Origin of the sequence: Edaphobacter sp. (assembly GCF_035763405.1) — a bacterium.
GTDB lineage: Bacteria > Acidobacteriota > Terriglobia > Terriglobales > Acidobacteriaceae > Edaphobacter.
On record NZ_DASUBE010000067.1, the window covers coordinates 16,401 to 38,517 of the forward strand.

16 protein-coding genes are annotated in these 22,117 nt (G+C 59.7%); 7 read left to right on the plus strand and 9 right to left on the minus strand.

Translation table 11 applies throughout. From position 1 onward, the window contains the following. Window position 1: 1 nt before the first annotated feature. From pstC to VFU66_RS06755, 3 genes are all read right to left on the minus strand, one after another. The gene (gene pstC / locus VFU66_RS06745; protein ID WP_326445479.1) at window positions 2-1,063 is read right to left on the minus strand and encodes a phosphate ABC transporter permease subunit PstC; all 1,062 of its coding nucleotides are present in this window, start codon (window positions 1,061-1,063) and stop codon (window positions 2-4) included. 132 nt (window positions 1,064-1,195) lie between these two features. Further along, the gene (locus VFU66_RS06750) at window positions 1,196-2,578 is read right to left on the minus strand and encodes a sensor histidine kinase (RefSeq protein WP_414649387.1); all 1,383 of its coding nucleotides are present in this window, start codon (window positions 2,576-2,578) and stop codon (window positions 1,196-1,198) included. 9 nt (window positions 2,579-2,587) lie between these two features. Beyond that, window positions 2,588-3,307, minus strand: coding sequence for a winged helix-turn-helix domain-containing protein (locus tag VFU66_RS06755; RefSeq protein ID WP_326445481.1), 720 nt, complete (start codon window positions 3,305-3,307; stop codon window positions 2,588-2,590). Between the two features lie 144 nt (window positions 3,308-3,451). Here VFU66_RS06755 and VFU66_RS06760 point away from each other — a divergent pair, with 144 nt between their 5' ends. Beyond that, window positions 3,452-3,871, plus strand: a complete 420-nt coding sequence (locus VFU66_RS06760; protein WP_326445482.1) for a response regulator — start codon at window positions 3,452-3,454, stop codon at window positions 3,869-3,871. Further along, window positions 3,849-5,648: an ATP-binding protein gene (locus VFU66_RS06765; RefSeq protein ID WP_326445483.1), complete on the plus strand. Its 1,800-nt coding sequence runs from the start codon at window positions 3,849-3,851 to the stop codon at window positions 5,646-5,648. The genes VFU66_RS06760 and VFU66_RS06765 overlap by 23 nt, the downstream gene beginning before the upstream one ends. 9 nt (window positions 5,649-5,657) lie before the next feature. On the opposite strand, the gene ltaE is transcribed toward VFU66_RS06765, so the two are convergent. Both ltaE and hemW read right to left on the minus strand, forming a co-directional pair. Continuing rightward, window positions 5,658-6,689, minus strand: a complete 1,032-nt coding sequence (gene ltaE, locus VFU66_RS06770; RefSeq protein ID WP_326445484.1) for a low-specificity L-threonine aldolase — start codon at window positions 6,687-6,689, stop codon at window positions 5,658-5,660. 15 nt (window positions 6,690-6,704) lie between these two features. Beyond that, window positions 6,705-7,922, minus strand: coding sequence for a radical SAM family heme chaperone HemW (gene hemW, locus VFU66_RS06775; RefSeq protein WP_326445485.1), 1,218 nt, complete (start codon window positions 7,920-7,922; stop codon window positions 6,705-6,707). 300 nt (window positions 7,923-8,222) lie between these two features. Between hemW and VFU66_RS06780 the strand changes: the two genes are divergently transcribed. Both VFU66_RS06780 and VFU66_RS06785 read left to right on the plus strand, forming a co-directional pair. Beyond that, window positions 8,223-9,008: a DUF1223 domain-containing protein gene (locus VFU66_RS06780; protein WP_326445486.1), complete on the plus strand. Its 786-nt coding sequence runs from the start codon at window positions 8,223-8,225 to the stop codon at window positions 9,006-9,008. Window positions 9,009-9,068: 60 nt separating this feature from the next. Beyond that, the gene (locus VFU66_RS06785; RefSeq protein ID WP_326445487.1) at window positions 9,069-11,096 is read left to right on the plus strand and encodes an ABC transporter ATP-binding protein; all 2,028 of its coding nucleotides are present in this window, start codon (window positions 9,069-9,071) and stop codon (window positions 11,094-11,096) included. A gap of 113 nt (window positions 11,097-11,209) precedes the next feature. Here the strand turns inward: VFU66_RS06785 and VFU66_RS06790 are convergent, their stop codons facing one another. Continuing rightward, window positions 11,210-11,875, minus strand: a complete 666-nt coding sequence (locus tag VFU66_RS06790) for a YdeI/OmpD-associated family protein (RefSeq protein WP_326445488.1) — start codon at window positions 11,873-11,875, stop codon at window positions 11,210-11,212. Between the two features lie 57 nt (window positions 11,876-11,932). On the opposite strand from VFU66_RS06790, the gene lpxB reads away from it, so the two are divergent. The 3 genes from lpxB (at window position 11,933) to VFU66_RS06805 (ending at window position 17,135) form a co-directional block, all read left to right on the plus strand. After that, complete coding sequence (lpxB, locus tag VFU66_RS06795; RefSeq protein ID WP_326445515.1) at window positions 11,933-13,138, plus strand: lipid-A-disaccharide synthase; 1,206 nt, start codon at window positions 11,933-11,935, stop codon at window positions 13,136-13,138. A gap of 45 nt (window positions 13,139-13,183) precedes the next feature. Further along, on the plus strand, window positions 13,184-15,175 hold the full coding sequence (locus VFU66_RS06800) for a M1 family aminopeptidase (RefSeq protein WP_326445489.1): 1,992 nt from the start codon (window positions 13,184-13,186) through the stop codon (window positions 15,173-15,175). Window positions 15,176-15,338: 163 nt separating this feature from the next. Next, on the plus strand, window positions 15,339-17,135 hold the full coding sequence (locus tag VFU66_RS06805; protein ID WP_326445490.1) for an alpha-L-fucosidase: 1,797 nt from the start codon (window positions 15,339-15,341) through the stop codon (window positions 17,133-17,135). 17 nt (window positions 17,136-17,152) lie between these two features. Here VFU66_RS06805 and VFU66_RS06810 read toward each other — a convergent pair whose 3' ends face one another. The 3 genes from VFU66_RS06810 to VFU66_RS06820 form a co-directional block, all read right to left on the minus strand. Beyond that, entirely contained in the window at window positions 17,153-18,718 is a 1,566-nt protein-coding gene (locus VFU66_RS06810; RefSeq protein WP_326445491.1) for a glycerol-3-phosphate dehydrogenase/oxidase, read from the minus strand. A 189-nt stretch (window positions 18,719-18,907) separates the two neighbouring features. Next, window positions 18,908-19,516 carry a glycerol-3-phosphate responsive antiterminator gene (locus VFU66_RS06815; protein ID WP_326445492.1) on the minus strand — a complete coding sequence of 203 codons (609 nt, stop codon included), beginning with the start codon at window positions 19,514-19,516 and terminating at the stop codon, window positions 18,908-18,910. A gap of 31 nt (window positions 19,517-19,547) precedes the next feature. Continuing rightward, window positions 19,548-22,115 carry an AMP-binding protein gene (locus tag VFU66_RS06820; RefSeq protein ID WP_326445493.1) on the minus strand — a complete coding sequence of 856 codons (2,568 nt, stop codon included), beginning with the start codon at window positions 22,113-22,115 and terminating at the stop codon, window positions 19,548-19,550. Between the last annotated feature and the right edge of the window lie 2 nt (window positions 22,116-22,117).

Below are 22,117 nucleotides of genomic sequence, written 5' to 3' on the forward strand. Positions count from 1 at the left end.
GCTATCCCACCCTCGCCGGTGAGTCGCGCGTGACGGCCCACACCATCAGTCGCGCAATGGTATTAACCACGATTGTCACCAGAAACAGGGCAAGACCAATCTCAATGAGTGCGCTCAAATAAAGGCTTCCTGTTGCTTCGGAGAACTCATTTGCAATGACGCTGGCCAGCGTGTAGCCGGGTGCAAAGAGCGACTTGCTGATTGTCGGACTATTGCCGATGACCATGGTCACGGCCATCGTCTCGCCCAGAGCGCGCCCGAGCCCCAGCATGACCGCGCCAACAATGCCAATACGAGCGTTGCGCAAAACACCGATGCGGACCATCTCCCACCGGGTAGCGCCCAGAGCAAGTACGGCCTCGCGTTGGCTGTTCGGCACAGCCTGCATAATGTCTCGCGTCAACGATGAGACGATGGGCAAAATCATGATAGAGAGGATAATGCTGGCCGTCAGCAGGCCGACACCGAAGTTTGGCCCTGAAAAGAGTCCGGTCCATCCGAAGGCCTTCGTTAGAAAGGGGCCAACCACATCACGCATCAACGGCACGAGCACGAAGATACCCCATAGACCATAGACAACACTCGGGATTGCCGCGAGCAGCTCGGTAAGAAAGGAAACCGGGCCACGAAGTACGCGCGGGCAAAGTTCCGTGAGAAAGATGGCTACTCCCAGTGCCAGCGGAACTGCAATCAACAGCGCCAGCACGGACGTTGCAAGGGTTCCATAAATGAAGGGCAGCGCGCCGAAGTTGCCGGAGACCGGATCCCACGCCCGATGCGCGAAGAAGCGCCAGCCGAACTGCACCAGACTCAGGTGCGAACGTGCCACCAGAATGAAGAGGATGAAAAGGACAATCACGAAGATGCTACACGCCGAAGCCAGCACAACGGCGGCAAAGCTGTTGTCCGCCAGCCTGCCGCTTCCGCGTTGGCTGAGATAGATGCGAATAGACGAACGATCTTCGCCGAATGCATCTGCACTGCTCTCGATTGCAGTCTTGCGCTCTGCTTCCATTGGTTCCTGCGCAGTCATCAGCGGCCCGGGCTCGCTTTCCGTAGTCATGCAGATGGAAGATACCTATTCCGATTGCTGTAGCCACGATCCCGCGTCATGTTGGACTTGACCTTGAGACCTTTTTCAGTTTGACCGTGGAATGTTACAGCAAGGTTACAAATCGTGAAAACACTGCAAAGACTATGAGTTTGCAACGTTTTGCGCCTTGGGCAGGGTGAAGGAGAACGTGCTGCCGCTGTTCAACTCACTCTTAGCCCATATTGTTCCTCCGTGACCTTCGACGACATAACGGGCAATCGCGAGCCCCAGCCCTGTTCCCCCGGACTCGCGCGAGCGAGCCTTATCCACACGATAAAACCGCTCGAAGATGCGGCTCAGATGTTCGGAGGCGATCCCCTGGCCGAAGTCACGAACGCTAAACTCCACAGCGGCCTTCCCTTCCGGGGTCTCCGCCGGTAGCAGGTCGCGGGCGCTGACAACCACGCGCGCACGATTTGGGCTGTTGACCTTCCCATACTTGATTCCGTTTTCGATCAGATTGCTCAGCACCTGCAGAATGGTGTCTGTGTTCGCCATGACTTCGGTATCTGTGGTTTCGCCTGCTTCCAGCACGACCCCGCGATCCTGCGCCAATCCCGTCATCGCGCTGACAGCGTCGCGCACCAACAGATCTGCCGATACCGGCAGCCGGTGGAGTTCCCGGTCGGATGATTCGATCCTCGCCATGACAAGCAGGTCTTCGGTCAACCTGCCCATGCGTGCGGCGTTCTTGAGAATCGTCTCCAGAAACCCTCGAGCCTGTGCGCTCAGCGAAGTTTCATGGTCCAGCAGTGTCTCTACGTAGCCGCTGATCGAAGTAAGCGGAGTCCGCAGCTCGTGCGAAACGTTCGCCACGAAATCGCGCTGCGTGCGCTCCACCTGTTCAATTCTTGTGATATCGTGCAGCACCGCAACCGCGCCGCCTCCGGGCGTGGGCGAGGCACTCACTTCAAAGATGCGCCCGGGCAGCAGCAGGTTCGACCGTCGCTCGCTCACCGTTCGCTCGTCCATCGCGCCGCGGACACAATCGAGCACATCCGGGTCGCGGATGATCTCAACCAGCGCGTGGCCTACACGTGCGTTGCCCGGCAACAAACTTCGCATGTGCTCGTTAGTCCACTGAATGCGCCCGGTCGAGTCCACGGCGACGACCGCGTCCTGCATACTGTCGATCATCGCCTCCAACTCGCGACGGCTTCCGGCAGCCGCCGTCAATGCACGCTCTACGCGCTGCGATGCAACAGCAAGTGCGCGGGCAAGACCGTCGAAGTCGCTGAAGTTCTGCTGTTCTTCCGCTATCTTGCTTTCAGGCATGGCCTCGACCGCAGCCGCCAGCGATGCAATGTTCCGGTGCATGGCTCGCCTAACCCAAAAGGTATGGATCGCTGCCCACGCAAGGAGCAACACGCCGCAGGCAATCCATTCACCTCTGCCTGGTGGCGCCAGCCAAATCAGCAGCACGGCAACAACGGCCAGAGCAAGCACAATACGAATCCACAGCGAAAAGAAAAGGCCTCGCGTCACAAGCTGCCTCTAAACCGAAGTCGGAACCTGCGCGGGCGTCTTCGGGATCTCAAATCGGTAGCCCGCTCCGCGCATCGTTTTAAGATAGCGCGGACTCTCCGCATCGTCCTCAATCTTTTCACGGATGCGTCGCACGTAGACATCGACCGAACGCGGAGTCACAAAGCGCGCGTCACCCCAGACGGCATCGAGCAGGTGGTCGCGGCTGAAGACACGCCCCGGATGGCGGGCCAGGTAGTCAAGCAGCCGGAACTCCGTCGCGGTGGTCGTCACCAGCTCTCCACGGACGCGAAGCTGCATGGCCCCCGCATCGATCTCCACGGCTTCAAACTTGAGCACGGAAGGAGTCGTTGGCCGCTCGAACCGGCGCAGCACAGCTTTGACGCGGGCAACGAGTTCGCGCGTGGCAAACGGCTTGGTGATGTAGTCGTCGGCGCCCATCTCAAGCCCCGCGACACGGTCGTTCTCCGCAGCCCGGGCGGTCAAAAAGATGATGGGCACGATACTTAGCAGCGGATTCTGGCGCAGTCTGCGGCACAGGTCGAGACCATCGCCGCCGGGAACCATGATGTCAAGAAGGAAAAGATCGGGCGGCTGCCGCTCCGCGTCGCTCAGTACGTGCTGCGCAGCCAGATATGGTCGAACGGTATATCCCGCGCTCTCCAGATGGTATTGCACCAGACGGGAGATGTCGGGCTCGTCTTCCAGCACAATGATGGTCTGACTCAAGTCTGCGTCCCCTATTCCTGCTCGAAATTACTGACAGGTTAACCCAAAGTTGCATGAAGAATTGCAAACATACGATGAATCCTTACACGAGCGCGGGGAAATACTGGCCCGTATACTGGAGGGAAGTTGTTTTACAGGAACGCTATGGCACAGCAACCTCATCTCATCCTCTGTGTGGACGACGAGCTGGTAGGCCTTCGGATCCGTAAGATTCTGCTGGAGCGGGCCGGTTACAAGGTCTTGACCGCGTCGAACGGCACGGATGGACTTGCCATCTTCCGCTCCGAACCGGTCGAGGCGGTTGTCCTCGACTACTCCATGCCCGGGATGGACGGGGGCGAGGTTGCGGCCAAAATGCGCCAGATCAGACCGGCCACTCCAATCCTTTTACTTTCTGCTTACATCGGTCTTCCGGTCGAAGTCCTGTCAGTGGTCGATTTGTATATGACCAAGGGCGAAGGCGCTCCCATACTTCTCAGCAAACTGGAAAATTTGCTCCAGACAGCAACTGCCGCCGATGGCGCCACCAAACGAGAGCACAGTGAATCTAAGCCAATTCAATAACATTCTGCGGCAGGTGTTTTTGCTGCCTGTTATTGCACTCCTGATCACGGCGGGGGCGCTCTACTGGCTGATTCAGGGAGCGAACGCAACGGTCAGGCTGATTCAGGACTCCGATGCGCGCATCACACAGGCAACGCTGGTCTCTAAACTGCTCGTCGATGAAGAGTCCGGGCTGCGCGGCTATGAAACCACCTCCGATATACGGTTTCTACAGCCTTACCTGGAAGCCGAGGCCCGCTTGCCTGCTGAGTTCAAACGCCTAAACGACATCTCCGGCAGCAACGTCGAAGAGATGCAATACATCACTGACCTCCAGAACAAGCAGCAAACGTGGCGAGACGCCTTTGCCCTGCCCCTGATCGCAACCGTCGAAGCCGGAGGGAAGACCAACGACGTCAACCTGAACCTGCACGGAAAAGAGCTGATGGATGAGATTCGCCAGGATGTAGGCAACATCATTCATACTGCGGAACGCAACCGCGCCGAACGAATCGCATATTGGCGGCACCAGGTTCATACCATGCTAGCGGCGCTGCTGGTGCTGGCGCTTGCCATCGGTGTGCTGATTGGCCTGTTTACGCGCAGTCGCCTGCACGCTGTCTCTGCCGCATATCGTACTTCACTGGAAGTGCTGGGCCGCAGAGCCGAAGAGATTTATCAATCCGAGCAGCAGTTGCGCACAACGCTTGCCTCCATCGGCGATGGAGTCATTACCTGCGACGCGAACGGCCGTATCCAGATGATGAATCCGGTGGCGTGCGAGATGACTAGATGGGGCCATGCAGAAGCTCTAGGCAGACCGCTTGCTGAAGTCTTCCGCATTGTTCATGAAAGTACGCGCGAGCCTGTGGAAGATCCGGTTGCACAGGTACGCAGACTCGACCGCATCGTCGATCTCGCCAACCATACCGTCCTCATCCGCAAGGACGGGAGCGAGATCAATATCGCAGATAGCGGTGCGCCCATCCGCAACCAGCATGGCACGATCATTGGCATCGTCCTCGTCTTCCGCGACATCACCATGGAGCGGCGCACGCAGGACGCTCTATTGGCCAATGAAAAACTCGCCGTCGCCGGCCGCCTGGCTGCCACAATCGCGCACGAGATTCATAACCCGCTCGATTCCGTTTCCAATCTTCTCTACCTGATGCGCAACGGCGCAAGCGTTGAGGAGTCTCGTCAGTTTATGGACCTGGCCGAGCAGGAGTTGGCCCGCGTCACACAGATCAGCCGCGCCATGCTTGGCCTCTACCGCGAATCGCGCGCACCGGTCCAGGTTGACCTTAAGGACATGCTCCAGGAAATTCTTCTGCTCATGGACCATCGCTTTGCCGATCTGGGCGTGACCGTATCCATCGATGTCCCCACACACATCGCGGTTTCGGCCTATCCTGCTGAACTGCGGCAGGTCTTCACCAATCTGATTACCAACGCTGCCGAAGCAGCTGCGCCAGGCGGAGAAGTAACCATCCAAATCGCACAACGGGCCGCGGGCGTGAATCACACCGGGCAGTATCTTCCCGACGGCGCCCTCGTCATCATCGCCGATAATGGAGCAGGCATCTCCGATGAGGTCCGTCCGCACCTGTTCCAGCCGTTCTTTACTACAAAGGGAGAACACGGTACTGGACTCGGCCTCTGGGTCAGCCGTGGCATCATCAACAAGCACGGCGGGTCGATTGAATTGACCAGTAACACTGGTACCGCTGCACACGGCACCGTCGTCAGTGTCTTTCTGGCTGCCAATCCAACCATCGTTGCCAGTGACGCAGCGTAACGGCCGGCTTCACCGCAGCTCGTCCAACAGGAACGAAACTGCCCGCTCACACGCTGCCCGATCCACATCGTAGTGAGTCACCAACCGCACCGAGTGCGGACCGATTGCGCTGGCCAGCACGCCCTTCCGTTTCAGCGAGGCAACCAGCGCCGCTGCGTCGCCGCCGTTGCGGAGAGTGAAGATGACTATATTCGTCTGCACGGAGGCAGGATCAATCTCGACGCTCGCCAGCGCAGCAAGCGCCTCAGCCAGTAGCCATGCATTGGTGTGGTCTTCGTGCAGTCTGCCTGGCATATCGTGCAGAGCAATCAGACCGGCGGCAGCCAACACGCCTACCTGACGCATCCCTCCGCCCAGCGCCTTGCGAAAGCTTCTCGCGCGCTCGATCATGACCCTGCGGCCCACGAGCATAGAGCCAACCGGCGCACCGAGCCCCTTCGACAGACAGAACATGACCGTATCGAAGCCGCTTGAAAGTTCCGCGACCGTCGTACGCAGTGCCGTGGCGGCGTTGAAGATGCGTGCACCGTCCAGATGTACAGGAAGACCAGCCTCGTCCGCTCCAGTCCATATCTCCTGTAGATTGGCCAGCGGCGTCACTGTGCCGCCAGCCATATTGTGTGTGTTCTCGATGCAGATGAGCCCGGTCTGCGCACGAAAATACAGCTTCGGTGCAATCGCCTGCCTGATCCGGTCCCACGTCAGGATGCCGCGTTCCGCTACGACCGTGCGTGGCACACAGCCGGAAAATGCTGCCATGGTCGCCATCTCCCAGTCCAGCACGTGTGCGCGCGATTCGCAGATAACCTCCTGCCCATGCTGCGTGTGCAGGCGGATGGCAATCTGGTTTCCCATCGTGCCGGTCGGGACAAAGATGGCTGCTTCCTTGCCGAAAACCTCCGCCGCCTCGCGCTCCAGCCTGTTCACCGTGGGGTCTTCGCCGTAGACATCGTCGCCCACCTCGGCTGCAGCCATCGCCGCGCGCATGGCTGGTGTCGGTTTGGTGACGGTATCACTTCGCAGATCGATGATTTCGTCCATGTGCCCTCGGAAACTCTACCCTGCAACCTCAACCAGCAGGCGGCTGAAGACCTCATTGGAGACTATCCGGCCCCGTGCTGTGAGACGTACACGACGCCCCTTCATCTCAATGAGACCTGCCCCCTCGCACTCCAGCAATGCAGGCATGACACTTCGCACCATCGCCTCGCCAAACTGGCTCCGCAAGCCGTCGAGTTTCACGCCCTCATTCAACCGCAGGCCGAGAAACAGCGACTCCTCAAACGCTTGCTCCGTGCTAATGACTTCAACCTCAGGGACCGCGGCTCTCGGGGCAAACGGTCCTCCTATATAAGCATCCAGATCATCCGTGTTGGCAAATCGCACGGCTTCGGCCTCGGTTGGAAGCATTGAGTGAGCGTCCAGCCCAAAGCCAATATACGGCTGTCGTCGCCAGTACTTCAGATTGTGCCGCGAACAGTGGCCCTCGTGCGCGAAGTTAGAAATTTCATACTGGTCCATGCCAGCGGGTTCGAACACCCCACATGCCTGCTGATACCACTCGGCCATCTCGTCTTCAGAAGGCACCGCCGCGGCATGATAGCGGCTTCCCTTCCGCAGCACCTCTTTGCCGAGGCGCGAATCCTCATCCACCTCAAACATATAGACGCTCAGGTGAGGCACGCCGCTGTGAATCGCCTGATCGAGCGAGAAGCGCCAGCTCGCCTCCGTCTGATAAGGCAGTCCGGCAATCAGGTCGAGATTCACTTCGCCGACTCCCGCTGCACCCACACGCGCAACTTCGTCTTCGCACTGCTGTCGCGTGTGCAATCGTCCCACAGCCGCGCTTTCCTGGTCCACGAACGACTGCACACCAAAGCTGATGCGGTTCATTCCCTGCTTCAGCAACTCATCGAGCGTCTCGTCAGCCAGTTGGCCCGGCGCGCACTCCAACGTGATCTCAGCATTCGCTGAAAAGGCAAATTCCTTTCGCAGACAATCGAATATCCGCCGAAACTGGGCCGCCGCCAGCAGGCTAGGCGTTCCGCCGCCAAAGTAAACCGTATCCGCCTTCTCCGAAAGAGTTGCACTGACACTTGCTGCCTTCGTTCGTGCCGAGACAATTTCATCACATAGCCGGTCTACATACGCCTCCATTCGCTCTGCTCCAAACGCATCGGAGGCAAAGTTGCAGAAGCTGCACTTCGCCTTGCAAAACGGCACCGAGATGTAGACGCCAACTGGTTCGACCACCGGGACAATACCTTTCTCCATTCTTTCACGCTTGCGTCTTCGCCCGATTGACGACCGTCATTCCGCGACACTATCGTTTCATCAAACCTAGAGTCGGCAACAGGGAGCAAGGAGGAGCTATGGACGGGAGAGTTCGCACCATTGTCTTCAGCGCAGCCCTGATCGCGTTGCTTGCCCTTATTCTGGGCATCGGCGATCTGTGAGCTGTTGGCGCGAGCCGTCGCGGAATCAGCCATCAGGAAGTGACCAGTCTATGTTTTTGCGAAATAAAGAATCTGCACCAGGACCGCTACGTCTAACCACGGTATCGGGAGTGTGCTCATGAAGTATCGGCTTCGGCTTCGCGCGCTGGCCTTCGGCGCTTCGCTTACGGCTCTGCCTGTTCTCCTCGTTCACGTTGCAAGCGCCCAAGCTGCGCCGCGCACGCCGGTGCTGGTTGAACTCTTCACCTCCGAAGGTTGTTCAAGCTGCCCGCCCGCCGATACGCTGCTGGCCAAACTCAATCAGCTTCAGCCCGTCCCAAACGCTGACATTATTGTGCTCAGCGAGCACGTCGATTACTGGAACCATCAGGGCTGGCGCGATCCTTTCTCGTCGGCACTGCTCACTGAGCGCCAGCGAGAGTATGGCGTCGTTCTCCACGTCGCTGATGTCTACACGCCTCAAATCGTGATCGACGGCACAAAACAGTTCGTGGGGACCGACGCAAAGCACATTCTCGATGCCATTCAAAGCCAGGCTCCCACCGCAAAGCTGGCCCTGACGCTCTCTAAACCTGCCGTTGACGGCACCCGTGTTGTCGCTTCCGTATCGACTGCCACGCTTCCGCCGAAGCTGAAGGGCGATCTTTATGCTGCGCTCGTCGATTCCTCGGATACGACCAACGTTCTCGGCGGCGAAAACAAAGGCCACAGCCTCATGTTTGTGAACGTTGTGCGCACCTTTCAGCATATCGGCAGCCTGAAGGACCTTAGCTCCGGCGCTCACGTGTTCACTCTTGAGGCGCCGAAGAATGCCAATCCTACGACGATGCGCCTTGTAGTCTTCGCCCAGAGCAAAGACGCCGGGCCGGTGCTTGGCGTGGCTTCCTCGACGGTATCTCCATAATTGCTTTAGCCGTCGAATCTTATGGCTCGGTTGCGCATCTGGAATAATGTCAAGGAGCGCATGGCAGACGAGCAAAACAAGGGCGAACAGAAGGAGCGGACTAAAAAGTCCGTGCACGACGATGACATAGCAGGCAAGGTCTACGACGGCCGCCTCATGCGCCGTCTGTTGACCTATCTGCGCCCTTATAAGCTTCAGGCCATCCTCTCGGCATTCGCTATTATCTTCAAGGCCGCAAGCGACGTCGCCGGGCCGTGGCTGGTCAAGGTCGCGGTCGATACCTATATGACCGGAGAGCCGCCGGCCAGTCCATCGTGGCTTGCCCGCCATCTCAACCCACACGCGATGACCGGTATCGCGCAGATCGGCGCGCTCTACCTCGCTTCCCTGCTCTTTACCTTTGCGCTCGAATTCCTTCAGACCTACATGATGCAGTGGACGGGCCAGAAAATCATGTTCGATCTGCGTAGCCAGATCTTCCGGCACCTGCAGCGCATGTCGCCTGCCTTCTTCGACCGCAACCCGGTCGGCCGCCTCGTCACGCGCGTCACCTCCGACGTGGATGCGCTCAACGAGATGTTCACCTCCGGCGTGCTGGCCATCTTTGAAGATGTCTTCGTGCTGGCCTTCATCGTCATCATCATGCTGCGCATGAGCTGGCCGCTGGCACTGCTCGCCGTCTCCGTCATCCCCATCATTCTCTACGCTACGCGCGTCTTCCGCCGTCATGTGCGCGACAGCTATCGACGCCAGAGGGCCGCCACCGCGCGCATCAACTCCTTCACGCAGGAGTACGTCTCCGGCATGTCTGTGGTGCAGCTCTTCAACCGCGAGCGACGCGCCTTCGGTGACTTCTCTGCCGTGAATGCAGAGAACAAGAAGGCGTGGACCGACGCCATCTTTGCCTACGCGCTTTACTATCCCATCGTAGAGTTCCTCAGTTCCACTGCCATTGCGCTCATTATCTGGCGAGGCGGCTGGGCCGTGCTGCACAACGAGGCCTTCCTTGCCGCGCTGCCTGCTGGTCTTCACTCTGCGCACATTGCCGGCATCTTCGGCACCGTCACGCTCGGTGTGCTTATTGCATTTATCCAGTATGCACAGCGATTCTTCCGCCCCATTCAGGACCTCAGCGACAAATACAACATTTTGCAGGCAGCCATGGCTGCGAGCGAGCGTGTATTCAAGCTGCTCGACACCGAATCGGAGATCGTATCGCCCGCCAACCCTGTCGCAGGCGACAACTCAGGACGCATTGAGTTCAGGAATGTCTGGTTCACCTATCAGAAGCTCGACGACGCGCAACGCGCCCGCATCGCCAACGCTTCTGACGAAGACCTTCGCACCTTCGCTGACATCGAATGGATTCTGATGGGTGTCAGCTTCACCATCGAGCCCAACGAGACCGCAGCCATCGTCGGCCACACTGGCGCGGGCAAAACCACCATTACCAGCCTGATGATGCGCTTCTACGACATTCAACGCGGCAGCATTCTGGTCGATGGCGTCGATGTCCGCCAGCAGGACCTCAAAAAACTTCGCCAGCGATTTGGCGTCGTTCTACAGGACCCGTTCCTCTTTACCGGAACGATTGCCGACAACGTCCGCCTCGGATCCTCATGGATCGATGACGAACGCCTGCAACTCGCCTGCGACGAAGTTAACATCGGCGACTTTATCCGCACGCTGCCGCAACAGTTCAACGAGCCCGTGCAGGAGCGCGGCGCGACGCTCTCCACCGGGCAGAAGCAGCTCATCAGCTTCGCCCGCGCACTGGCCCACGCGCCGGGCATCCTCATTCTCGACGAGGCCACCAGCTCGGTCGATACCGACACCGAGCTGCGCGTTCGTCTGGCCCTATCGCGGATGATCACGGGCCGCACGTCGATCCTCATCGCGCACAGGCTCTCTACCATTCAATCCGCCGACACCATCCTGGTCATGCACAAAGGCCAGCTCCGTGAGCGTGGAACCCATCAGGAACTCCTGACCCACAGGGGTCTCTATTGGAAGCTCTATCAGCTTCAATACAAAGATCAGGAAGCAGGCGCAGACAGCACGGCATTCCAGCCGCTCAGTGCAGACTGACTGATCGATTCAGTATTTGAGGGAAAATATGCAATCAGGCCGTTCACTAGCATCAGTGAACGGCCCTTTTATGTCGCCATTCCTGCTTCTCCCATAGGAATATCCGCTGTTACTTACTCACGCATCATTCTCAGGCAATCCTCGACCACCTTTTGCACCCGCCTCTGCCTCGCCTCCGGACCCTGGTAATAGAACACTCCGAGCAGGTGCCGTCGCCGCTGCGTTAGAGTCATCCTCTCCCACCCCTTGCGCGCTGGAGGCACTTTCAGAAACGCCGCCTCCAGCACGGGCGGCAAGTCCTTCTCGCCTTCCATGGCCAGCATCAGGCGTTCAGCCGTCTGTTCGGCGCGCGTCCGCCGTCCAACGTCTCCTGCTGCTCCATCGATGTACTTCGCAAGCTCCCGCCGCATGGGCTCACTCAGTTTCTGGTACCACCGCGCAAGAGCCTTTTCCTGCTTCAGGAACTTCTCCAACTCCGCAGGCACCCACGCCTCTCGTTCGTCCAAGTCCGGTTCGACGGCAAGGTCGATCATCCCGCCCAACTTTACACCGGCGGCTTTCTGCATCTGTTTATTCACCAGAACGAAGTGCCCACCGCTTGCAGCCTCGGGAAATAGCGAAGTACGAAATACTTCTCCATTCACCTCGATCTTCACGCGCAATCGCGTCATGTTCTTCCAGGTCGTCTTCACGTCGAACGGCACACGCGCAACTACCCAGCCGAGTCCGCCCCCGAGCGGCTCGAGCACAGCCCTGAACCTCTTCACTCTCTCAGCCATGCAATCACCTCCAGAAAAATCTACACTGGTTCCATCGAAACCTCACCCAACCCGGTCATCTTTCTCTCTGCAGGCGAAGCGAGCGGAGACCACTACGGCGCGCAGCTTATCGCCGAGCTTCGCAGCAGGCTTCCGGGCCTCACTGCGTTTGGTCTAGGGGGGCGCGAGATGGAAGAAGCGGGCCAGCATCGCATCGTTCGCGCTGAAGACGTGGCCCACATGGGCATCACCGAGGTCATTCGCCACGCACCGCGTGTCTATGGTTCTTACCGCCGCCTCGTTGCCAGCATCAAAGAGCGCCGCCCCGATGCCGCCATCCTCATCGATTTCCCCGACGTCAACCTCCGCCTCGCCCGCGAACTCCGTAAGCTCAATATCCCCGTTGTCTACTTCGTCAGCCCACAGCTCTGGGCGTGGAAGCGCAAACGCCTCCGCTGGGTGCAGCAGCGCGTCACGCGCATGATGGTCATCTTCCCCTTCGAGGCGCAGTTCTATCAGCACCGTCATGTCGAGGCAGAATTTGTCGGCCACCCGCTAGCCTATCTGCCAACACCAACCATCTCACGCGAAGAGTACGCCGTGAAGCACGGACTCGACCCCGCAAAACAATGGGTTGCCCTGCTCCCAGGCAGCCGACGGAAGGAAGTGGAGTCCAACCTGCCTGCAATGCTGCAAGTCGCAGACCTGCTCGGGCCCGGCTATGAGTTCCTCATGCCGGTCGCGTCTACGCTCAGCCAATCCATTTTCACAAACCTTATTCGAAAGATGTTCAAAGATCTGCACTTGGTTTCCGATGCCCGCGAAGCCCTCTTCCATGCCCGTGCCTCGGTCGTCGCCAGCGGAACCGCCACGGTGCAAGCCGCTGTTATCGGCAATCCGTTCGTTGTGGTTTACAAAGTCTCCCCGCTCACCTTCAGGCTCGCCAAGCGCCTGGTCCACTACCCGCCGGAAATCTGGCCGCCCAACGACCTCGACGCCCACGGCAACCTGCCCATCGGCATGGTGAACCTCATCGCCAGCCGCCGCATCGTCCCCGAATTCATTCAGCAGCAATTTACCGCCGCCAATGTTGCCGAAACCCTGCGTCAGCTCCTCGATGACACGCCCGAGCGCGGTCAGATGATCGCCGATCTCGCCGAAGTTCGCCGCCGCCTCATCCCCGACAGCACCCACACCCCCATCCAGCGGGTTGCCGACGCCGTCGAAGAGATCCTTCCCCAACCAGTGCCCTCGGAGGGCCGAATCCCGGCTGCCGGCGTCTAATAACCAGTTGACGGCTGTACCATCATTTTGAGGACTTTAGCCCGCATGGACTCTTTCGCTCGACTTCTTCGCACCTCAGCAGCGATCCTTTTCTGCACCAGCCTCCTCGCCGTCAGCGCCCTGGCAGCGCCTACGCGCGCGCAGCTCGACATCACGGGCTACGTCATCCACGCCGAGCTGAAGCCAGCCACCCACGAACTTACAGCTACTGCCGCCGTCACGTTCACGGCGCTTGAAGACCTCACCACCCCCACGTTCGAGCTGAACAACGGCCTCAAGATCACCAAAGTCACCGACGCCAGCGGCCAGGCGCTCGACTCCGAGCGTCTGGCCGCCAACAGCACTGTCCACTTCAACCTGGCCGCCCCTCTCCCCAAAGGCACGACGGCGACCTACACCTTCCAGTACGCAGGCACGCTCGAAGGCTCCGACACGAGCCCCATCTCCGGCATCAAATTTGCCTCCATTGACGACCCGATCAGCATCCTGCTCTATCCAGGTGCGTGGTTCCCCATGACCGGACTCTACACCGACCGCTTCACCGCCGAGATGCACATCATCGTGCCCGGCGACATGCGCGTCGTCGGCTCCGGCGGAGGTGTTGCCGCGCCCAGGAGTCTGCCCGGCAACCGCACCGAGTACGTCTATAACTGGACCAAACCCGGCTTCCCCGGCACCATCATCGCGGGTCAGTTCCTCGACCCAGCCACGCTCTCGACAACGACCAACGTCCGCGTCTTCGTCACAGCCAAGCACAAGGACGGAGCCGCTGACTTCGCCAGCACCGCGCAGCGCGAGTTTCTCTACATGTCCGGCACCTTCGGCCAGCCCACCTCAGGCGTCCTTAATCTCGTCGAGCTGCCCTCAGACGCCGTCACCGCCGCCTGGGCGCCAGAGATCGTCGCCCTCAGCGGCACCCGCATCTCCGCGCGCAACGCGCAACGGCTCATATCGAACACGATCGCGCATCTCTGGTGGGGCAACGAAGTCTCGCCTGCGACCATGAACGACGCCTGGATTACCAACGGCATGTCACGCTATGCCGAGCTGATGTACCTCGGAGACTCCGCCGGTAAGGCCGCCTTCGAGTCCGCCATCGAAGATATATCCGCGGCCGCGCTCGCCTACGACACGCAGCCCCTCACCAGCCTTGCCACCATCGACCCGTTCTCGCCGCAGTTTCAAAACATGACGCTCGAAAAAGGTGCGATGGTCTTCCACATGCTCCGCTGGGAGATGGGCGACGACACTTTTAACAAGTTCCTCCGCGCCGTGCTGACGCAGTATGGCGGCAAATCCATCCGCTCCGCCGAGCTTGAGTCGCTTGCCCAGACTGAGTCCAACCTCAACCTTGTGCCCTTCTTCTCGCAGTGGTGCGACGGCACAGGCGCACCGCAGTTCACCAATAAGTTCACCGTCTTCCGCCTCAGCAATAACAAGGGATTCCGCACCGTCGGCTCCATCTCGCAGGACCTCGACCTCTTCCGGATGCCGGTGGAGCTGCGCATCGAGACCGACGGCAAGACCGAGGTCCGCCGAGTCGATGTCACCGGCACCGAATCCAACTACTCTGTCGAGACCTTCGGACGTCCCCGCCAGATTCAAATCGATCCAGATGACTGGCTGCTTAAGAGCACACCGGACCTCGCCGTCCGCGTCGCTGTGCTGCGCGGACAGGAGCAGGTCGCGCAAGGCGATCTGACGCAGGCGCTCATCGAGTACCAGAAGGCGCTGGACGCCAACAAAAACAGTTCACTGGCCAGCTATCGCATCGGTGAAGTTTTCTTCATGCAGCGCAACTACCAGTCGGCCGCAAACAGCTTCCGTGATGCGCTGCGCGGCGATCTCGTTCCCCGCTGGGTTGAGGTCTGGAGCCACATCGAGCTGGGCCGCATCTTCGATGTAACCGGCCAGCGCGATCGTGCGGTCAATGAATACCGCCTTGCCATCCAAACCAACGACAACACTCAAGGCGCCATCAACGAAGCCCGCGCCCTGATGCAGAAACCGTACAAACGCGAAAGTGGCGACAACTAGGTTGGTGCTTGATTTAATCTACCGAAACCGATCGTCTGCCACGCTCCTGTAAGCGTTGACAAGATGGTGGTTGCCGGATGTAATTGCATCCACGTAGAAGAGTGCTCCGCCACCGGCTGTGCACCTTATCGACACAACCCAACAGTCGAGGAGCAAGAATCTGATGCAGCGTAGAGAGTTCTGCAAACTGATTGCAACCGCAGCGGCAGCCAACGCCCTACCAGCCATCGGACAATCGTCGAGCGAGGATCTTCCAACAGGCTTCAACAAGTACACGCAGGACTATGCCGCGTTCTGCGCGACGCCACCGCACGAGCGCGTCTTCTATCGGCTCGTGGGCGGCAAAATCGTCGAGACGAGACTCGACGAAGCAACGTGGCGGCCCACGGAATGGGGAGACCCGCCGACGCTGCCCGTCCCGGGCGGCTCCTTTGACGGCGTCCCGATGAACTCTCCGATACCCGACCTCGCAGGCACGGGCCCGTATCAGCCCACGTGGGATTCCCTGCTGCAATACGACGCGCCAGAGTGGTATCAGGACGCGAAGTTCGGAATCTGGGCACACTGGACGCCGCAGTGCGTTCCAGAATACGGCGACTGGTACGCCCGTGCGATGTATGAAGAGGGCTCAGCCGACTACAAGTACCATCTGGAACACTACGGCCCGCAGTCTCGCTTCGGCTACAAGGACCTCTGTCCACAATGGACGCTGTTGAACTGGGAACCAGACGAGTTGATTGCGCGCTATAAGAAAGCAGGCGCAAGACTCTTCATCTCGCTCGCCAATCACCACGATGGATTTGATGCGTGGGACTCGAAACACCAACCCTGGAACTCAGCCGCCATCGGCCCGCACCGCGACGTGGTCGGCACCTGGGCGACTGCGGCGCGCAAGCAGGGGCTGCGGTTTGGTGTGACGGTCCACGAGGCGCGCAACTGGTGGTGGTTCCAGACTGCTCACGGAGCCGACAAGGCGGGCCCGCTGGCCGGCATTCCATATGATGGTGGGCTATACGCCACAGAGGGCAAAGACCAGTGGTGGCAGGGGCTCGATCCGCACCGCATCTACGGTGTCAAACATCCCTTCGACGCGCTGCCTGATGTCTCCTACGTGAAGAACTTCTACGACCGCACGCGAGACCTCATCGACCAGCACGATCCTGACCTTCTCTACTTCGACAATTCGCTGGTGCCGCTTGGCTGGGGCGGAATGAACCTCGCAGCATACTTCTACAATCACAATCTCGGAACACACAGCGGCAAGATGGAAGCCGTGCTGACCGGCAAGCAGGTTCCAGACCGCCTTGCCAAAGCCCTGGTCGCCGACTACGAACGTGGCCTGACCAGTGAGATTATGCGCTATCCCTGGCAGTCGGAGACATGCATTGGCCAGTGGCACTACCGGCGCAGCCTCTTCGACAAGCCCGGTGAGTACGGCGGCTACCTGCCGCCGCAAGATGTCATCCACTGGATGATCGACACCGTCAGCAAGAATGGAACGTTCATCCTCAATATTCCGGGCAAGCCGGACGGCACCATCGACACGAAGGAGATTGCCGTCCTCGACGGCATCACCGACTGGATGCAGGTGAACGGCGAAGCCATCTACGAGACCCGGCCGTGGAAGATCTACGGCGAAGGGCCTAACGCCGTCAAAAGCGGCTCGTTTCAGGGCAACAGTATTAGCAAGCTGGGTGCGCAGGACGTCCGCTTCACACGCAACAAGGCGAGCACCGTCATCTACGCCATCGCTCTCGGCTGGCCTACGGAGCCTATTGTCGTGAAGTCACTCGGCAGCGCGGCCTCAACGAATCCCGGCAGAATTGCACGTGTTGAATTGGTCGGAACTGATGAGAAGCTCAGATGGAAGCAGAATGCCGACGGACTTCACGTGGAACTGCCAAAGTCCTATCGACCCAAGGTGGATTACGCAGCCGCACTGAAGGTGACAGTCGGGTAACGACCGGTCACCTGTCCTCACCCTCGATAGATATACCCCTGCGCTGTCGCCTGAAACTTCTCGAGGTCAGCAACACGAAGCGATTCTTCGCGGCCAAGTTCCTTCGCCAGCAAACGCGAGACTTCGGGCGCAGCCACCATCGCCGCCGCCGCGTTCAAAAAGAGTGCCCGCGTTCTGCGCGCCAGAATATCTTCCACCGTCCGTGCCTTTTCGTGCCGAGCCGCCCAGACCACCTCGCGCCGCCTGTATGGAAGCTCGGGATGCAGCGGGAGATCGAGATTAGGATCTGTTTCACCCAATGCCCGCACCGCCCCAAGGTCAGACCCGTAGACACACTCGCTCTCGTCGTCCCCAGCCGTGCCGCACTCCACCCAGCCGTGGAGCTTCAGCGTTGCAGTTGTTGACGGCGCGGGCGCAAGGCCAGCCACCTTCGCCGCATGGTTGATCGTGTCTTCGCCCATCCTGCGGTACGTAGTCCACTTCCCTCCTGTCACCGTGACAAGCCCTGAAGGCGCGACCATCACGCGGTGGTCGCGCGAGAGCTTCGAGGTCGCCTCACTTCCATTCCGAACCAGCGGCCTCAGTCCGGACCACATGCTCAGCACCTCTCGCGACTCGACCGTGCGGCCAAGGTAGCGGCGAATATGCTCCACCAGAAATTGTGTCTCAGGCTTCGTCGCGCGCGGCTCGCTGGAGCCAACGGGCACGGAAACATCTGTCGTTCCCACCACCAGATGCCGGTGCCACGGAATGGCGAAAAGCACGCGTCCGTCAGCGGTTTTCGGCACCATCATCGCGTTGTCGCCGGGCATGAAGCTCGGCGGCAGCACAAAGTGCGTCCCCTGGCTGATTGCCAGTACCGATGCCTTAGCCGGATTGTCCATCTGAAGCACCTGCTCGGTAAACACTCCCGTCGCATTGATGATGGCCCGCGCCTGCACGTCGAACTCCTGCCCGGTCTCACAGTCCCGCACGCTGACGCCGGAGACCTTTTCGTTGCGCTTCAGTAACCCCGTAACCTGCGCATAGTTCAACGCCACGCCGCCTAAATCTTCCAACGTGCGCATCAGCGCAATCGCATAGCGTGCATCGTCGAACTGGCCGTCCTGATAGAGAATGCCGCCCTTGAGGTCCTTCGCAGTCACCGTCGGCAGACGCTCAAGCGTCTCGCTGCGCGTGAGCACTTCAGACTTACCAAATGAGAGCTTGCCCGAAAGCCACTCGTACATCTTCAACCCGAAGCCGTAGTATGGTACGCCGAAGTAGCTGTAGAGCGGAACAACAAAGCCGAGCTTGTGCACCAGATGCGGCGCATTCCGCAGCATGTAACCGCGCTCGCGCAGCGCATCGAACACGAGCGTCACGTTCATTTGCTCCAGATAGCGCACGCCGCCATGTACCAGCTTCGTGCTGCGGCTGGAAGTTCCTTTGGCGAAGTCGTCGCGCTCCACCAGCAGCGTACGGTATCCGCGGGCCGCAGCCTCGACCGCCGCGCCCAGGCCGGAAGCCCCGCCCCCGATCACGAGCACGTCCCACTGACCATCCTGTCCCAGCTCCCGCAGTCGTGCCGCGCGGTCGTCCATCTTCATCCCCCTTGCAGTTCGGGCATAGACGCGAAAAGCCGCCCCAGATGCAATGCAACCTCAGGCATCCAGCTACAGGCGAGTAGCTGGAAACAACGGGTCACAGATCAGGGGCGGCTCTCTCTTGGACTATGCCGCTACAAGTTGAAGATTAGCCAGCGCCGAAATGCTTGTCAACCATGCCATGCGTTACAGGACCCAGAGCGCGGGATCGCTAAGCGAGACCGCGTCCACGCCGGCCTTGATCAGGTCATCCACCTGGTGCAGATCACTCAACAGGCCGCCGGCAATCACAAAAAGGCCTGGATGCGCCGCGCGAATACGTTCGATCACCAGAGGCGCGGCGATGGCGGGAAGCAGCTCGATGACATCCGGCTGAAAGTTGGCAAGAAAGCGCCGTCCGGCATCAACGGCGGCGGAATCGATCACGAATGTGCGAAGCACAGTCATCAAGCCGCGAGAGCGAGCGGCACGCAGTGTCTCGTGATGCGTCGAGATAATGCCCGCAGCCCCGCAGTGGGCCAGATACTCCACGGCTGATGCATCTCGCGAAAATCCTTGCAGCAGATCGGCATTGACCAGCGGCAGCTTTCCGCACCCGCGCACCGCAGCGATGCTGCCTGCAATGTTCATCGGACTGCCAAAGAGCAGATAGACGATGCGCACCGGCGAGTCAAGCGCCTGGTCCAGCGTCTCCATACTGCGCACAGCCGCAATGATCCGCGACTCGCGGACGATCTCGTCCCACAGCGGCTTGTCGCTCGGGGTCCCCACCGTCTCCTGTTTTGTCCGTTTCACTCTGTGCAAGTCTATCTCGATTGCCCGTCTTTCATCGTAGATGCTCAAAACACTGCTCTAGCCTCGCGGTAAGTTCTGCCGGAGTGGCGGCTTCGTCCATCGGAATTGCTGCCCCGACGCGCAGCGTTAACTCTCCGGAGCGAAACCACCTTCCCGATGCCTGCATCTCGCCGAGGCCTATCATCTCGACAGGAACGACCGGCACACGCGACTCCTGTGCCAGCAGGCCTGTTCCCGCGCGAAACGGTTGCAGCTTGCCGTCGGCGCTCCGCGCGCCTTCAGGGAAGATCAGCACCGAATAGCCGCGGTCCATCGCGTCACCGGTATGTGCAAAGCTGCGTCTGAAGCCGCTCACTCGTGGCAGCGGAAAGACATTGAAGAGTGCAGTCGCGAGCCAATATCCAACCAGGGCCAGCAGATTGAGAAACATGCTTCCTTGATTTCGTCCGCACCGCATGTCGCGAAGCAATTCACCGGACATCGCAACCGCCATACGACGCCGCAGCCTCCCCGGAAGCGCGTACAGCACGAATGCACCATCGTATGCGCTCACGTGGTTTGCGATCACCAGCACGGGGCCCCCAGGAAGAGCCGCATCATATTTCACCACTGGCGCAGCCAACAGCCAGATCAATGGCCGCGCGACAAATTCCAAAAACACTACCCGCATCACATGCACCGGCCAGGACCACGGCCACTTCGGATACCGAAATGTAGCCGTCGCCTGTGTGTGCTTCGCTGCACCAGCAGGCTCTCGATGCGTATCTGCTTCCGCCTCAAAAGAACTGTCTACACTCCCCCGCTCGATCATCGAGCGCAGGTCTCCCAGTGTCTCGGCTGCCGCAATCTCCGCGTCGTCCAGCTCGGCCCCAAGCCGCTGCTCGATGACCGACTGCAACTGGACACGTCCCAGGCTGTCGAGATGCAGGTCCTCGGAGAGACGCTGGTTGTCATTCCCATCTGCAACGATCTCGCCAGTCACTTCAGCAATCGTGCGAGCCACCACGTCGTTGCCGCCTTCTGCCGTTTCGCGCGGCTTTGCCAGCGACGCGCAAGCCCACTCCGCTATCTGCTTTCTGAGCAGTTTGCCGGTAGACGTATACGGAAACTGCAATTCCGGCCAGCGAAGCACGCGACGAATCTGCTGATAGCCGGCCAGCGAACGGTTCGCCTGCACGACGGCAGCATTCAGGTCGTCATCATTGCCCGAAGCAAGAACCACGGCAACCGGATCCGGTCCGCCCTGAAGCTCACAGGCAACTACCGCGCATCCGCGCACTCCGGACTGCTTCATCATGGCCTCCTCCAAATCGCCTGGATGAATGTTCATTCCGGCACGAGTGACAATGACATCGCTTTTTCTACCAAGGAACCGCAGCTCTCCTGACTCTTCCTGTGCCGCAAGGTCGCCCGTTGCAAACCACTCACCGGGGCGCTGCCGCATCGCGCCGCCGCTCCACGTCGCCTGAGCCAGCATGTCTCCGCGCACAAGAATCTCTCCGTCGTCGCTGATGCGTACTTCACGTCCTGGCAGCGTCCGTCCAATCGTTCCCTGCCCGATGCGGAATGGATGATTCAGCGTTACCAGCGCGGCCGTCTCGGTCATACCATAACCCTGAATCAGCGCAAACCCCAGACCGCTCCAGAATTTTTCGAGATCAGGAGCAAGCGTGGCGCCCCCTGAAACGATCGCCCAGAACTTCCACCCGAGAGTGCGATGTACGCGACGGAACCTCCACCATCGTTTCCAAATGGCGAGATCGGAAGCATGCTCCATCTGACCGGTCAGTGAATCGATGCGCCCAAGCAGATGCAAACGCAGAAGCTCAACGACACGAGGCACAGCGATCAACACCGAGATATGCTCGTCGTAAATCAGTTCAACCACGTGCGAGGCTACAAGCTGTCCGGAGAAATGCACCTCTGCGCCCAGCAGCACGGGTATCCAGAGTCCCATGAACTGCCCAAACACATGACTGAGCGGAAGCGTCTCAAGAAACCTCAGCGGATGCACCCACCGCTCATAGCGCCGATACTTGCGAATCTCGTCCTCAATGGGCTGAAGGCTAGCCAAGACGTTTCGATGCGTGTGGACAATGCCGCGAGGCTCCGAGGTCGTGCCCGAAGTGAAGACGATTTGGAACTGAGTCTCAGCAGAGACCGCATCGCTGACAGTCAACAAGGGCTGTGGGGGTAGCTGTCGATCTAAATCAGCAAACGGCACCTTCGGCACGGACACCGCAAGTTGCTGCAGCAGCGAGGCGTCACCCGCAATCAGCTTTGGCGAAACATCGAGGACGATTCGTTCGGCAAACTCGTTCGAACCAGCCGCATCCAGAGGCACAGCGATGACGCCGCGCAGCAGGCAACCAAAGAAGACGCCGATCCACGCAGCAGAGTTTTCTCCCAACAGAGCAACCCGGTCGCCCACCGTGATGCCGCGCCGTTCGAGTTCAGCGGCGAAACGCCCTGCCATTCGAGCCAAATCGCCGTAAGAAACGCGATAGCGCCTGTTTCCTCGATGCTCCACCACCGCTGTCTCGGCGGCGTGCCGACGGAACTCTTCTACGAGGCTTGCCAGGTGTGGACGCACGCCCACAT

Excerpts from the sequence above, each read along its gene's own strand:
- VFU66_RS06785 (WP_326445487.1), top strand. The coding sequence starts at position 9,069 with ATGGCAGACGAGCAAAACAAGGGCGAACAGAAGGAGCGGACTAAAAAG.
- pstC (WP_326445479.1), bottom strand. The coding sequence starts at position 1,063 with ATGACTACGGAAAGCGAGCCCGGGCCGCTGATGACTGCGCAGGAACCA.
- ltaE (WP_326445484.1), bottom strand. The coding sequence starts at position 6,689 with ATGGACGAAATCATCGATCTGCGAAGTGATACCGTCACCAAACCGACA.
- VFU66_RS06800 (WP_326445489.1), top strand. The coding sequence starts at position 13,184 with ATGGACTCTTTCGCTCGACTTCTTCGCACCTCAGCAGCGATCCTTTTC.
- VFU66_RS06790 (WP_326445488.1), bottom strand. The coding sequence starts at position 11,875 with ATGGCTGAGAGAGTGAAGAGGTTCAGGGCTGTGCTCGAGCCGCTCGGG.
- hemW (WP_326445485.1), bottom strand. The coding sequence starts at position 7,922 with ATGGAGAAAGGTATTGTCCCGGTGGTCGAACCAGTTGGCGTCTACATC.
- VFU66_RS06805 (WP_326445490.1), top strand. The coding sequence starts at position 15,339 with ATGCAGCGTAGAGAGTTCTGCAAACTGATTGCAACCGCAGCGGCAGCC.
- VFU66_RS06810 (WP_326445491.1), bottom strand. The coding sequence starts at position 18,718 with ATGGACGACCGCGCGGCACGACTGCGGGAGCTGGGACAGGATGGTCAG.
- VFU66_RS06780 (WP_326445486.1), top strand. The coding sequence starts at position 8,223 with ATGAAGTATCGGCTTCGGCTTCGCGCGCTGGCCTTCGGCGCTTCGCTT.
- VFU66_RS06760 (WP_326445482.1), top strand. The coding sequence starts at position 3,452 with ATGGCACAGCAACCTCATCTCATCCTCTGTGTGGACGACGAGCTGGTA.